13 protein-coding genes are annotated in these 14,341 nt (G+C 59.4%); 4 read left to right on the top strand and 9 right to left on the bottom strand.

What is annotated here, in order from left to right:
* Positions 1-123 precede the first annotated feature (123 nt).
* From V1283_RS30790 to V1283_RS30780, 3 genes are all read left to right on the top strand, one after another.
* Positions 124-441: an ArsR/SmtB family transcription factor gene (locus tag V1283_RS30790; protein ID WP_334390387.1), complete on the top strand. Its 318-nt coding sequence runs from the start codon at positions 124-126 to the stop codon at positions 439-441.
* Positions 438-923 (top strand): SRPBCC family protein, encoded by a 486-nt coding sequence (locus V1283_RS30785; RefSeq protein WP_334390385.1) that lies wholly within the window; start codon positions 438-440, stop codon positions 921-923. Before V1283_RS30790 ends, V1283_RS30785 begins: the two co-directional genes overlap by 4 nt.
* A 265-nt stretch (positions 924-1,188) precedes the next feature.
* A complete protein-coding gene (locus tag V1283_RS30780) occupies positions 1,189-1,383 on the top strand; it encodes an MAPEG family protein (RefSeq protein WP_334390383.1) in 195 nt (64 codons plus the stop codon).
* Positions 1,384-1,645: 262 nt separating this feature from the next.
* On the opposite strand, the gene V1283_RS30775 is transcribed toward V1283_RS30780, so the two are convergent.
* Entirely contained in the window at positions 1,646-2,824 is a 1,179-nt protein-coding gene (locus V1283_RS30775) for a hypothetical protein (protein WP_334390382.1), read from the bottom strand.
* 107 nt (positions 2,825-2,931) lie between these two features.
* Between V1283_RS30775 and V1283_RS30770 the strand changes: the two genes are divergently transcribed.
* Positions 2,932-3,273: an addiction module antidote protein gene (locus V1283_RS30770; RefSeq protein WP_334390380.1), complete on the top strand. Its 342-nt coding sequence runs from the start codon at positions 2,932-2,934 to the stop codon at positions 3,271-3,273.
* 108 nt (positions 3,274-3,381) lie between these two features.
* On the opposite strand, the gene V1283_RS30765 is transcribed toward V1283_RS30770, so the two are convergent.
* From V1283_RS30765 to V1283_RS30730, 8 genes are all read right to left on the bottom strand, one after another.
* The gene (locus V1283_RS30765) at positions 3,382-3,630 is read right to left on the bottom strand and encodes a hypothetical protein (protein WP_334390379.1); all 249 of its coding nucleotides are present in this window, start codon (positions 3,628-3,630) and stop codon (positions 3,382-3,384) included.
* 76 nt (positions 3,631-3,706) lie between these two features.
* Positions 3,707-4,024, bottom strand: coding sequence for a hypothetical protein (locus V1283_RS30760; RefSeq protein WP_334390377.1), 318 nt, complete (start codon positions 4,022-4,024; stop codon positions 3,707-3,709).
* Positions 4,025-4,309: 285 nt separating this feature from the next.
* On the bottom strand, positions 4,310-7,138 hold the full coding sequence (locus V1283_RS30755; RefSeq protein WP_334390375.1) for a peroxidase family protein: 2,829 nt from the start codon (positions 7,136-7,138) through the stop codon (positions 4,310-4,312).
* A gap of 405 nt (positions 7,139-7,543) precedes the next feature.
* Complete coding sequence (locus V1283_RS30750) at positions 7,544-10,843, bottom strand: adenylate/guanylate cyclase domain-containing protein (protein ID WP_334390374.1); 3,300 nt, start codon at positions 10,841-10,843, stop codon at positions 7,544-7,546.
* A 362-nt stretch (positions 10,844-11,205) separates the two neighbouring features.
* Positions 11,206-12,297: a cyclopropane fatty acyl phospholipid synthase gene (gene cfa / locus V1283_RS30745; RefSeq protein ID WP_334390373.1), complete on the bottom strand. Its 1,092-nt coding sequence runs from the start codon at positions 12,295-12,297 to the stop codon at positions 11,206-11,208.
* 285 nt (positions 12,298-12,582) lie between these two features.
* Entirely contained in the window at positions 12,583-12,987 is a 405-nt protein-coding gene (locus tag V1283_RS30740; protein ID WP_334390372.1) for a hypothetical protein, read from the bottom strand.
* A 276-nt stretch (positions 12,988-13,263) separates the two neighbouring features.
* Complete coding sequence (locus tag V1283_RS30735) at positions 13,264-13,530, bottom strand: HGGxSTG domain-containing protein (protein WP_334390371.1); 267 nt, start codon at positions 13,528-13,530, stop codon at positions 13,264-13,266.
* Entirely contained in the window at positions 13,527-14,189 is a 663-nt protein-coding gene (locus V1283_RS30730; RefSeq protein ID WP_334390370.1) for a hypothetical protein, read from the bottom strand. Before V1283_RS30730 ends, V1283_RS30735 begins: the two co-directional genes overlap by 4 nt.
* Between the last annotated feature and the right edge of the window lie 152 nt (positions 14,190-14,341).

The following is a 14,341-nucleotide window of genomic DNA, read 5'->3' as shown; positions in this document are numbered from 1 at the left end:
TTGACGTAATCATTAGTTTGTGCTAATCATTAGCTATGACTAATTATATTAAGGCAATTCATTGTCGTGACTACCGAATCGTGAGGTTCCGCAAGCATGATCCGCGCCGGGCGTCGACCAGCCATGGCTAAAGACAGCGTGCAACTGGCCGCTCTGGGCGATTCGACGCGCAGGCGAATATTCGAGCTGGTGGGCGCGCGGCCTCGCACGGTCGTTGAACTCACCCGAGAACTGACGGTCTCCCAGTCAGCCGTCTCCCAGCATCTCAAGGTGCTGCGCGAATCTCGTTTGGTTCGTGCCGAGCCAAAGGGGGCCAGCAATATTTATCACATCGATCCAGCGGGGCTTGGCCAGATGCGCGGCTGGCTTGACCGGTTCTGGAGTAGCACACTGGCGGCTTACAAAGTGGCCGTCGAAAAATCAGCGGAGGACAAGCAATGAACAAAAATGTAACGGCCGCGCCCATCAAACAATCTATCGTGGTTGAGGCGCCTATCGAGCGTGCGTTCAAGGTTTTCACTGAAGATTTCGGCAGCTTCAAGCCACGAGAGCACAATCTGCTTTCCGTTCCGATCGCAGAGACCGTGTTCGAGCCCCGGGCCGGGGGGCATGTTTATGATCGAGGCCTCGATGGCAGCGAATGCCGCTGGGCGCGTGTGTTGGCCTTTGAGCCGCCAAATCGCGTGCTTCTAAGCTGGGACATCAGCCCCCGTTGGCAAATCGAAACCGATCCCGACAAGACCAGTGAATGGGAGGTGCGGTTCATCGCCGAGACGCCAAGCCGGACCAGGTTGGAGCTTGAGCACCGTCACCTCGAACGTCATGGCCAAGGTTGGGAAGGTGTGCGTGAAGGCGTTGAGGGCGATCAGGGTTGGCCGCTCTATCTGAAACGGTTCGCCGAGCGGATTGCGCGCGAGGCGTGATGCACGCGTATTCCTTGCGACATGATCGTGATTGTGGAGGTCTGTATGGCGGCCTACTCGCATAGCATTGTCGGAGTGCTTGTCCTTTGCCTCATGTCAATTGTGCTAGCGGTCTATTCAGGATCATCCAAAGGCCGGGCCGGGGCGCTCTCCGGACCTGTCCTGCCGTTGGACGACGACAACTTGCTGTACCGCATAGATCGCGTCCACTTGAACACGGTGGAGGCGCTCCCGCCTTTTTGTCGTCCCAGCATTGCTGGCTATGATGGTCGGGGTTGGACCCGTCACGCTTGCAACGCTCGTTTGGGTCTACATCGCAATTCGTCTCTCCCACTTTGCAATCTATCTGCGCGGCGGCAAAGCGGCCAAAGGTGGCAGCGTCAGAACCATCCTCTATGTCTCGGGGGCACTTGTAACCGTCGTACTCATTGCCGTGACGGCCATGGCGGCCATTCACTAGGGTATCAACGCTCTGCAGCGCGAAATTCGAGATGATCTGATGAAGCTGCTGAACTGGAAATTCTGTACTGATTGCCACGGCGTCGCGTGCTGATGGCGCCTAATGATCCGTCAACGTGAAGCCGGCGCCGAGCAGAGCGCCGATGCTCAGCGGTGTGACGTGTCACGAACATTTCGTCCAACAGCGGGGTAGGGCATGCCTGCCGCGGGACAAGCAGCCTCACGCATGCGCAAAAACGGCAACTGTCCCCTTCATAGGAAAGCTATTGAGCCGCCGTCACTCGCAACGATTTCCTCGGAGCCCGTTTGGGGCTCGATTCCGGATCCGCGATCGGGCGGTGGTAGGTCGCGATGCGGCGCAGCCAGCCGACCTCGAAGACACGGTTGGATGGAAGGTTGCGAACCCTCTGCTGCAGGACGAACTGCGCCGCATCGGCGAATTCGGCGCGCACGGCCTTCGGATCGCTGGTATCACCGTTCATCTTGAGCAGCACCTGCTTGAGACCCCAACCCTGCCGCAGTCCGGTCTCGCTGTTGATGGCGGCTTCGTTCGGGTTGGTGCCCTCGCCCTTGAAGTTGATGTAGTCGATCAGCGGATAAAAATTCTCGGAGGCGCGAATGACGCGCGTAAACTGGATGACGATATGTTCGCGCTCCGTGCCGTCGGGCGTCGTCTTGAGGATCTTCTCCATCGCACCTTGCGCCCGCGCCACCATGAATTGCGTCTGCTCCGTCACGGTGTCGAGCAGAAACTGCCTCAACTCTTTCATCTGCGGTGAGTTGGAGTTCCTCCTGAACTCGGCCCGGCTTGTCCACGGGTTGGCCGGAATTTGCGTCTGGTCCAGCCAGGCGGGCAAATGTACGTTCTTCCTGCGCATGAATTCGAGCAGGGCCGGAAAGCTCTCCTCGAAAGGCAGCCATTTGCCGACAGGAAACCAGATGAAATGACCGATGCCCAGGGAAGCGAATTCCTCGTTCGCATTCCATGACGTGATCGCATCAATTTTTCCGCCTGTTTCATTCAGCCAGACTTTCTGGCCGATCTTCTTCGCCAGATCGCCCGGCAAGACGAGCTGTGGTACAGGTAAATCCTTGGCCGCGTGGCTCGATTTCCGTGCTTCCGGCATTTGAACGGCAGCTTCCGGCGCTGGCTTCTGCACCTCAGGCCGTCGCAGGACTGTTTCGGGTTCCGACTTCTGCGCGTGGGATGGTTGCGCAACGCCAGGCCCACCCTGCTCTTTTTCGTTATCAGCGACGCGTGTCACGGCCGGCGCGGCTATTTCCGCCAATGCCGTTTGCGTCGCCATGCCGGCGACGATGACACACGAGAGCAGCAATGAGCCGCAAGCAAGCACCTTCGCGCTGTACTGTCCGGGTTTCGCTTGCCGTGCCGTTCTCCTGCCGCTACCCGCACGCCAGCGGCCAATGAAATCACCGCCCATGTCCATGTTTCCGAAGGCCAGCCTGACGGGAAGGGTCGTGCGGGCGAACAACACGATGCGTATGGCGAATTCGTGGGGTCATCGTGGCGGCCCGGTGCCCGCGCCACATGGGCGACAATCCTGCGCATCGCGCCGACGATGGGGGGCGAGAATGCGGTTATCTCGATAGCGAGGAAGCGATTGCGGAATATCTTTCGCTCGCAGCCCGCGACGAAAACCTCGGCGTATTGCTCAAGGCGCTTGGCGACGTGGCCAAGGCGCGCGGCATGGCGGAGGTCGCGAAGGCGTCCGGTCTCGGCCGCGAAAGCCTCTACAAGACGCTGGCACCGGGTCCCAAGCCGCGTTTCGAAACGATTGCCACCATCATGCGGGCTCTGAAGGTCGGATTTTCAGTCGAAAGCAGGCTGCCAGTGCAAGCGAAAAAGGCTCGCAAGTTGAAAGCGGCGTAGGTGGCGAGCGAGGCTGCGAAACCCAATCACTTCGTCTCTTCCAGCTTCTGCGCTTCACTCAACAGCGCTTGAATCTGCTTTCGCCCGGGTGGAGCGCCATCGTCTGCTTCAGCGACGCCGAGCGACAGCGACACCCAGCAAGAAGGCGACCAACAGGGAGCCGAGTGGCGCTTCCCGCGCGATGTTGCTCAGGATGCTGAGCGGCATGCCGGGTTTTCTGCCTTTCTCGATCGCGTCGCCGACGCGACTGGCGGCGCCCCTGACAGCGTCGGAAACTTCTTCAATCGTCGACCTGGATTCTGGACTGGGATCCAGGCCTTCATACACAAGCGGTGGGGAGGGCATATCGTCGGCCATGGGCGAATTTCCCGATCAACAAGGGCTTAACCGAATAGGTCGCGCTTCGTTCCAGTTTGCGAGCAGAATCGCGGCGCTAACTCCCGGTACGCGAAATCGGAATTTGCCTATCGGGAGGGTGAGTTTTCGGGTGCGCTCGCCCAACGGCGGGGGTACGCGGCAAATCTGCGAACTCGGAAGAGTGGTTGTCCCGGCCTTCGGGCGTCGTGATGTAAATGTCATAGCAACCGGCCCGCGACATCTCCCGGGCCTTCTTGAGGGCGGCTTCGGCCGTCTTCCTGCGGTGGACGAGATCACCGTGTTGGCACATCGTTTTGATCGAGAAACTCATTTTCTCTTCTTTTTCTTGTTCTTCTTGATGATCTCGGCCTGGCTTGTTCAGGAGATGCGCCATATTCGCTCGCGTGAGCGATGCTGTCCCTAAGATTCTGAAAGTCCTTTAGCTGCCGCTCGAGCGCCGGCTTAGGGATTCCCGTCGGATTTAGGCGTTTCAGTATCTCGGCCTTGTCGGCAAATTGGGTGGAGAGCAACTTATCTACGAACGCATCTTTGGCCTGAGCAGAAGCCAAACTGTTCGACCCAGTCCCCGGTGGCCGCGAGCGTGAGAACGTTCGCGGAAATGAGGACGAACCGGCCGAGTTTGAGCAACCTGTCGGACGATAGCGACACCTTCGCCTCTCTAAACCGCGACCGGACGGAATGGCGCGAACGCGCTAGCGGTGCGCGGAAGCACGGAAGCGAGTTGCGGGCAGTGCCGCAGAATGACGCTGGTCATTCCGTTCTTCTCGATCCAATCCAGACCCAGCGGCGAATACACCTCTGCCCGGTAATCGACTGTCAGGAATCGATCACTTTGCAGCCGCCGCGATGCCATCAGGATGAATATGCGGAATGCTGTGTCGCTGAAGCCGAAGCCGTCCGGCGGCGGTTCGGCATGGAGGCCGATCATGGTGTCGACATTGTCGATCGAGCCGTAGATTTCCCTTATCTTCCGGACGGTGTCCTGATCCGTCGAAAGCTCCTCCCAATCACGGATCGGTGGTCGATGGAGTTTCTGTCGGAAGTCGTTGAAACGTGGTACTCCGCGCCTGCGGTCGCGAACGATGTCGACCACCGAAAGATCGATGATTTCCCCATTCGTCCGTTTGAACCGCTGCAGCGACATCGGGTAGTTGTGCAGCGTGATAGCACCCGGGTGGCTGATGCCAAACGAATAGATGACGTTGTGTAGCCGCAGCCGCCGCATCGCATCGTCGGTGCGGATCCCCTGGATGTCCTCGAACGCACGAGTTTCTGTCGGTTGTCCTGTCTCGAAGTTGTGGAAGACGTAATCGTCGGGAATGAGCGGATGCAGCCGGTAAACCGAGGCGAATTCCTCGGTTAATGAGTAAGGCACACCGTGGTGGTTGGGCAATGTTTGCGGGATGCCCTTCAACGCATGGGCGTCGAGCAGCCAGATGCCGAGTTGCGTGAGCCAATCCTTCGGGGCGCCGTACCAGTTGGCGCGAAGCCCAACCTCGATCGTCTTCGTGGCGAGAATGGCTGGCGTCCACTCAACCGTATGAATCTTGGCGATCAACGCCGAAACGATCAACCTCGCAGTGTGGTATACCCGCTCGGGCAGCCAGTTCGGATAGGCTCGTTGGAGTTCGCCGCAAACTACGTTGTGTTCTCGTGCGAACAGGGTGTGCATCGTGCTCAAGCCAAGCCACCAGCTTTCGTTGAAGCCGGTCACGTTGAGACCGTTTATGGCGGTAGGAAGATAGCCGTCGACCAGCCGGAGGCACGCCCCGTCACGCAGAGCCTCGGCATTCTCCCTCGTGTCGCCGTAGACCTCGGATCCATCCCACCAGGGCGTGGTGATGTTCTTGAACACAGGATATCCGTCGGCCGTATAGTGCGAGATCTGGTTGCCGGCGATTCGCATCTCGGGTCTTGGCTGCGCCCTCTCGTGGCTCTGCCATGTGCCTTCACCCGGCAACGGGATGACAATGTCGTGGCTTCCGTTCTCCTCACCGAGATCGTAGCGGCGATGGTTGACCCAGTCGTGTACCTGAAATTGTATCCAGGCCGCGGCCAGAATATTGAGGGATCGTGCCGGGATAAAAGCCTTGCGAGTCATTAGCTCACGGCTGATCGTGATCGGGTTTGGGTCGTCAAAGGTCCTGGGCGTGTAGACCGGCTGCATGTTGCGGCCGAAGGTCGAATCGACCGATCCCATCTTGGGGTCTGACAGGTCGTTGTAAGTTCCGTCGAAAGTACGGATCATCCTGACGGCTTCGGGAATCGACGACGGGACTGGTTCCGGCTTGGGAGGCGCTTCGCGGAGTTCCGTATCGATCAGGTTCGTCCGGCGCAGTTCGTCGCGATAGGCCGACAAGTTAAGGAGACTGAGATGCAAGCCGAGGCGGTGCCATGGTCGAAGGTGGTTGACGACGCTGAAAAAGGCTTCATTAAGCTTGCCCAGGATCAGGTTGCGTAGTGGGACTTGCTCGCGGAACTGGTAGCCCATGCGATGAGTCGAGCTTGCCGCGTACGCCGCTTTCCGCGCGCGATTCAGGCTGCCAAGCGGGCGGAAGTCATCGGTCGTATGCCACGGATTGAATGCGATTTCGTCGACGAGCCTTTCCTTGACCCGTCCTTCGGCCGAGTCAACATCTTGTTGGGGGATCGTCAGCCGCGCGACCTTGACCGGGGGAGAATTAACTTCGGTCCATTCGATCGATCCGTCCTCGATAGGCGTTAGGCTCTCGTCGACATATTGTTGCAGAAATAGGTCGAACTCGACGTCGGATTTGCGCAGCCGGTCGGCGGCTTCGTGATGGAGATAGTCGGAATCCCATTTTGACGCGGCGCGCGCGCCGGGCGCGCCATGGGCGGGGCGCAGTAGGTACCGCACTGGGCCGGCCTCGCCCCACAGGATCGCTCCTCTGCTCCAGTATGTCTCCAGCGCGACGCTGTCGACCGTCCGGCCCGTCGCATTTGCGACGTTGCGCAGCATCCGGATCGTTTCGAATGGGCCGACATCAAAGATGAGACGGGGCAGGATGAGAAGCTTGGCGCCAGACATCGCCTTTGCGAATGCGACGAACTGGCCGGCATCGCGAGCGTGCGACACTGGAAAGTTCGTCATCAGCAAGTCGTGGGTTTCTTCGTCGGACACCGTCAGCCGAACCGCTGCGCCGCGCATGTCGCGCATAAAGTCCGCCCGCTTTGAGCCATTGGCGTTCGAGAAACGGACACTGGCGACGTATTCGGAACCAGGCTGGAAGTAACCGATGCTGAGACGTTTGGGGAGATCCTTCGTTACCGTTAGCTTTGCGTTCGCGACGCCGAGGGTTGCCTTGGCGTGAAACGCCCGCAGAACCTCGCGCGACTTGCCACTCTTCTTGTTTGCTAGCTGAACGTCGAGAAGATCGCGGGCTAGCGCCGCAAATATCAGTCTCTCTGCCTCAGCACTGCCGCCCGCATACTTCTCGATCTCGCTGCAAAGCAATTTCGGCTGCATTTGCTCCCCCAATAGTACCGATACTCAATTTGCTATCGTCAATCGCGGTAGCGTGCCCATACCGGCACGTGTAGCTTCATATGAAGTGTCTGAAAGCGCGTGGGCGATCCATTTGGCGCTCGACGATCTGGCGCCGATCGAGCGGTTTTCGTCGGCAGTTCGCCCAAAAAGGGGCGCCGTCTTGCGCACACTGGCGCGATCTAAAATTTCGGTCCGTCGGCTTGCGCATGGGAACGACCGAATAACTATTTTCGATAAGTATAGCTCGATGTTAACTTATGATTGTTTTTAGGCAAGGGTCTCGGTACCCGGTATTTTTCTGGAATGGTGATTTGTCGTCGCGGCCGCGGGCGGCGCCCGCACGCCTGGTTGGGACTGCAAGTATTCCACCCAAACGCCAGTGCGTCACGCCAGCTGGTCGAGCAGCGCCCTGGCCTCTTTCAGGACCGGCGAATCAAACCCCTCCGTGAACCAGCGGTAGACCGGGGCCAGCAACTCGCGCGCGGCCGTGCGGTTGCCCTGGTCGTGCCAGATGCGGGCGAGGCTGGTTGCGGCGCGCAGCTCAAATATCTTCGCGCTCTGTCGCTGCGCGACGGCGAACGCAAGATGATAGCTCTGCTCGGCCGCGGCTCGGTCCCCGGCGATGTTCAGCACATCGCCTCGCACACGATGAAGCTCGGCCTCGCTCCACCGCTCGTCAGTCGCCTCGATGATCTGGCCTGCCTCGGCAAGGCAAGTCTGGCTTTCAGGCAGCCGCCCGAGTTTGGCATAGGCCTGGGCGAGGGACGTGAGTATCACCGGGGTACCCTGGACAGCTCCAGTAGCACGAGTCGCCGCGAGCCCCTGCGTTAGCGAGGCGACGCCTTCCTCTGCTTGGCCGAGCGCAGTCAATGACCATCCGTGGTAAATCATTCCGCCGCTCAACCAGAGTGAAAAACCATGCTCGTTCGCCAGTGCTATCAATTCCTTGGCGTGCCGCTGCATGTCATGAGGGGAGTCGGCAAGCCACCCCGCCCTGCACATGAAGAGCAGCGCAGTGGCCAATGTGTGGGCACGTTTTAGCCGGCGAGCCTCCGACAATGCCTGGTTCGTCAGCGCCCTTCCTTGTTCGATGTAGCCCAGGCACAGCAGCGTCACCGCAAGAAAGCAAAGCGTGTCAATGTAATACCCACGATGCGCCACATCGCCCAGGCTCTGAAACTGCTCGAGCAGGGTACGGGCCCCAGCAAACTCGCCGAGGAAGAAGCGGGTCACACCCTGCTTATGGCGACCCGACGCCATCAGGGTGGCATCGTTACGCGCTTCGCCCGTCTTCTCCATCTGCTCGGCATGCGACAGCGCCAGCCTGTACTCGGCTCGAACCAAATGGAACAGCCACTGGCCATGGAGCAAGGCCATCAGAGTGTCGGGTCGATCCCGCTGCTCGGCAAGCACGCGCGCCCGGGCCAGGCTCTCCATCACCTCCGGCGCCGCGTACCCCCTCGTAGCCGTCTGCGCTTGCCCAAGCGCAAACCTCAGGTCCAGCTCCTGCTGCTGGCGCCACGGACCGTCGGGCAGGGCGGCCAGCAAGCTCAATCCTTTCTGCAACGGCACAACCGCTTCCGTCATGGCCGAACGCGCGACGGCTTGCCGACCCGCCTTGAGCCAGTAACCAACCGCCTTCTCGTCGAGGCCGGCCTCGGCGCAATGCCGCGCGACCTCTTGTGGCTGAGCGGCGACGATATCCGGGAATCGGCTCTCTAGTATTGTGGCGATGTGGGCGTGGAGCTGCTGGCGCCGGCTGCGCAGCACCGTGCTGTAGGCGGCATCCTGCACCAGCGCATGCTTGAAAGTGTACTCGACGTTTGGCGGTGTGCCCCGGCGGAACATCAACTCGGCAGCAACCAGCTGGGCCAGGCTGTTATCGAGCTGCTGCTGCGACATCGGCGCGACTGCCCTGATCAGCTCATGCGAGAATTGACGACCCAGCGCCGCTGCGATCTGCGCCACCTCGCGTGCCGGCGCCAGGCGATCGAGCCGCGCCAGCAGCGAGGCGTGCAACGACGTGGGGATGGCGAACGGCGGCAATGGCCCGGCCATTGTCCAGCGGTCGCCAGCATCCACCAGCACGCCGCTTTCCACCACCGCCTTGGTCAATTCCTCAATGAACAATGGTACGCCGTCGGTTCGGTCGATGATCTGTTCAGTGACCTCCCCGGGTAGAGCTTTGCCGCCGTTCACGCAGGAGATCATCGCGGCGCGCTCTGGTGGTCGCAGCCGGTTGAGGCTGAGCAACGTTACGTGCGCGCGGCCGATCCACCGCGGCGCGAACTCCGGGCGAAACGTGACGATCACCAGGACGGGGTGCGTCAATATTCGGTCGACGATCAAGTCAAACAGATCGCGCGAACTCGGATCGCTCCAATGCGCATCCTCCACCACGATGAGAACCGGCTGCCGCGCTGCCAAGCCTACCACCTGGGCAACGAAGGCATGCAGCGTCTTCTCCTTTTGCTCCTGCGGACTGAGGTCCAGTGGCGGGTAGCGGTCGCCAGTCGGGATTGATAGCAGAGACGCAAGCAATGGCGCGGCCTCACGGGGGTTACCGGTCGCTAGCCCCAGGACGGCTTCGACTTTGTCCAGACGCTGCTCTGCCGTGTCCTCGCGGCGAAAGGCGGCAGCACGCTCAAGCTGGCTGATCGCCGGATAAAATGCGCTGTCCTCATGGTGGGGCGAGCAGTAGAAGCGCAGTCGGATATGTCGTTCACCACTCAATCGTTCGAGCATAGTCTCGGCGATACGGGACTTGCCGATGCCCGCCTCGCCGGAGATCAGCACGACGCAGCCGTCGCCACCCCTGACCTGCTGCCAGCGGCGCATCAGGAGCTCGATCTCCTCATCCCGGCCGACCAACGGCGTTCTGGTCGCTCGTAACGCCTCGAACCGGCTCGCGGTGGTGCTCGTGCCGGTGACCTGCCAGACCGGCACCGGGTCACCGAAACCCTTGATCGCCACGCTGCCGAGAGTGCGATACTCGAAGAGTTCGCCGAGCAACGAGCGCGTATTGCCTTCGATGACGACGGTGTCCGGCTCGGCCAGCGCCTGAAGCCGCGCCGCCAGGTTGGGGGTCTCGCCGACCACCTCGTATTCCCGCGATGCGCCCTCACCGATGAGATCGCCGACCACCACCAGGCCGGTGGCGATGCCGACCCGCACGCGCAACGCCGTCTCCGCGCCGACATCGAGCTTCGTCACCGCCGCGATCAATTCCAGCCCGGCGCGCACCGCGCGCTCGGCGTCGTTCTCATGGGCCAGCGGATAGCCGAAATAGGCGAGCACCCCGTCGCCCATGTATCTGGCGACAAAACCCCCGGCTTTGGCGATGACCTCGGCGCAACAGCGGTGGTAGGCGCCGATGATGTCCCGCATGTCCTCGGGGTCGATCCGGGTCGAGAGCGCCGTCGAGCCGACAAGATCACAGAACATGACCGTGAGCTGGCGGCGTTCGGCCGTGTTCCTGAAAGGAGCGTCCTTCGCATTCGCGTCAGCACGCAGGGCGGCAATCGCATTCAATAGCTTACGGCGGTGCCCGACGATGACGACACCAAGATCTTTCAAGTCCTCCGCCGTCAAGCTCGGCAGGACACTGTCGTCGATTGCGTTTTCGCGGAATGACGCCTCATACTGCTCGAGGCCAAGGCTCCGCAGCCAAACTCCGAGATCCATGATGGTGCCTCAAGCCGGCAGACATGATCTTCCAAGCGGAACAGCGTGTCTAGGGGGCGCATCTCGCGGCATGTTGCCCGCGACCCGAATCATCGCGCGCGAGATGCTCAAGTGGGACTACAATTGGTCGTTTCCGAATGCTTTGGCGAAAGCTACGCATGCTTGATGAATGGCAATACAGATTCCGGAAGCAGTGACCTGCAATTCACGCTCTCGGGTTTGATGACCGCTTTAAGAGATTGTGGGAGCACTATCTTGTTTATTGTCAGGCAGGCTTTCAAACAGGCACCCTGAATGTGTCTTTACAAGGTCGTGCGGGCAATATGTATGTGATACGAACTTGGCTATAGTGAGTTCCGACCCTAATGAGGCCGATCTGGCAAAAGAACCAGCTGTCCTACATTGATGATACGAGAGCGGAAACCGCCAGCGCAACACAATAGGTAATAGTCCCACATTCGGCAGAATCTATCGCCATATTTCTTGGCAATCATCGGCCGTCTCGATTGGAAATTTTGGTACCAGGCCATGAGGGTCTTGTCGTAGTCGGCGCCGAAGGTATGGAAGTCTTGAATGACGAACAAGCCCTGCGCCGCTATGGCTATCTCACCAAGCGTGGGCAAGACCGCGTGAGGAAATATGTACTTGTCTAACCAGGGATCCAGGACAGGAGAAGGTTCATTTGCCAGGATTGTCTGTAATAAAAACACCCCGTCCTTGCTTATGCACCGGCGCGCGCATCCGAAATAGGTTCCATGATTTTTGGGTCCTACGTGCTCGAACATTTCGATCGAAACAATACGGTCCACATCGATACTGATATCACGGTAGTCATTAAGTCGAAATTCCACGGGTAAGTGGGCATAACGTTTGCGGCAATATTCGACCTGGACGCTCGACACCGACACCCCGACGCACTCGACGCCGAATCTCTCCGCAGCGAAGCCTGAGAAAGCACCCCAACCGCTGCCAATATCCAGCACACGCTGTCCCCTTTGCAGTTGAGCCTTGTGGCAAATAAGGTCCAGCTTGGCTTCTTGAGCGCTGTCGAGCGTTTGTGCATCTTTCCAATGTCCGCAGCTTCCGTTAAGGCGCCGATCAAAGGTCGCTTCGAAAATATCTACATCAATGTTGTAGTGCACCTCAGCTGCAGTCCTGGCCAGACCCTTTCGTTGTCGATTCTGGATGCGGGATTTGAATAACAGCCATAGGAGATTCGGCGTAATCGGGATTTGTTCCGACAGACGGGCCCCGACTACCCTGTTAAAAAACTCATCGAGCCTTTCACAGTCCCACCAGTGGTCCATATAGGTCTCCCCAAGGCCAACTGAGCCTCGAGCCCGCACTCGGGAGAAAAAATCCCGGTTATGAATCTGCGGATCCCACGGATTTGGTCCGTTTATTTCAACCTTGGCTGCTTCAAGCAAGGCTCGAATTCTGCGTTCTGCATTCATTGGTGTGAACCCCAGAAGACGTGATGATGCTTAGTTCCCCCGGTCCCCTAGGGAGCGCCATCGGCAAAAATCGCCGTTGTTGTTTAGCGAAATCTGCGGTTCTTGTCCCACACCGAGACCTTTAACGAGATTAGCCCTCTGCGACGTCTTCCAGCTTAAACTTGGAGCCGAACACGTCCTCGTATTCGACAAAAATCTCGATTTCGTCCAGCTGCGCTTCGATGTCGGAAAGTAGGTCCGGGATTCGCTTGGGATCGATTTCGCATTCAATAAGTCGGTCCTCGGTTATTCGAATAGCATCCTCGCTTGACTTGCCAGCGAGGTAATAAGGAGTCGGGAAGTCAGGGCATTCGTTCCAAATGATCTCGTTGGCTTCATCAAGCTCAATAAGATCGGAAAGATCTGTCGTTTCCTTTTTCGTCGCACGAACTTGATTACGCGACAGACGGCGGTGCCCGGACCGTGATTGGTGATCGTCACAGCCTTAACGTCTTCGTAACCTTCGCGCTCAATGGCGAGTAACGGCCGCGCGGCGGCGCTGGCGGCTTGCTGACTCAGGGAAAGCTGACGTTCGAATCTTTTTTGATTGCGAGCTTCGTTGCGGAGCCCAATAAACAGGGCAAGCAACGCGACTAGCGTACTAGTCACCTGCGCCCCGAGTTGTATCGTGGTCTTGTCGAGCCAGTCCATCGTCCACGCGATGAATCAAATAGAAGGAAGCCGGTCGAATAAACGAAATATGGCATATTTTTCGGTAGATGCCATCCGGAGAGCCATGTGAGGGCATATGGAAAGGTGGGACGTCGGCGCAAGATTATATTACAATTCGTGGAATGAAAGGCTGTCCCACTTTTCTCTAAGAGGCTGAAATCGTTAGAGTAAGGTAGTCCCCAAGGAGCGCCAACGCCAATATTCTCAAAAACCCCCCTCACCTAGGGAGCACTAGCCGCTCTTTACGAAAGCAATTCACTTCATCTCTTCCAGCAGCCTCCGCGCTTCACCCAACAGCGTCCGAATCTGCCTTCGCTCGGCGATCGCATCCCTGGTGAACAGGCCGTGCTTGCGCGCGTTCTGGTTTGCCCTTGGCGCGCCGGATTCCGGCGTGCCGCCGTGCATGCGGCAGCGCTTCCTGCCGTGCACCGCCGGCGAGCGGCACGCGCCGCCGGAGCGGGCTTTGGCGCCACAACGCGGGCTCGCCAGCATCGGGCCGGCATTTCTGATGTGATCGCTCATGCCTGTGCTTCCCGCTTGGCTTCAGCGGAATCGCGCCGCCGCCTGGAGCCTGAGCCCTTCGGCGCCTTCCGCGCCGCGGATGCCGGCTTCTTGTCCGATACGATCACGCTCGCATGCTGCGTGACGTTGCCGACAATGGCCTTGCCGCCGTCGCCCACCGACACGTTCTGCACGGTGATCGCGGGCTCGCCTTGGCTCCGGTAGCGGTTGAGCGCCTCGATCTGGGCGGGGAAGGTGCGGGCGAGTCTGCCCAATGCGCGGGCGGCACTGTCGTGCTGGGCGAGGTCGTCGGCATTCGCAAGGTGATGGGCGCATCGCATCGCCATCACATGAACCGAAACCATCTGCGCCACCAGCATGGCCTCGATTGAATCCCGGGGCTTGATGCTCCTCACCATCGAAATCATGAACGAGAGGTTGACCTCGTCAGGACTCTCGCCGCTCACGCTAGCCTTTACCAATTGTCTGAGAATTCCGTGCATCGCTTCGCGGTCGGCGACCCCCAGTGCGTTCGCCATGAGCTGTTCGCCGATTTCAGGGTCTGGATGGTCGATGGAGAATCCGTGCGACAGCAACTTGATCCGCGGGGCTGCGGCGGCTTTGGTCTGGTCAGTTGCCGCGATCGTCGTTGACATAGTGAGGTCCGGAGCGGTGTTCATGTTGAGATTCCCTGTCAGGCGCGCGGCAAGCGCGCGGTTCGGCCACGCGCAGGCGATCGTTCGCCGCGGTGATCCCTGCATTTTCAAGTGTGAGTGAGGATTTGAGCCGCAATTATACCGACGCGGCCGCCATAGCGGGGCGGCGGGCGTTT

Origin of the sequence: Bradyrhizobium sp. AZCC 2262 (genome assembly GCF_036924535.1) — a bacterium.
GTDB lineage: Bacteria > Pseudomonadota > Alphaproteobacteria > Rhizobiales > Xanthobacteraceae > Bradyrhizobium.
Note: the sequence above shows the minus strand (reverse complement) of the source record. Positions and strands in the feature narration are given on the sequence as shown.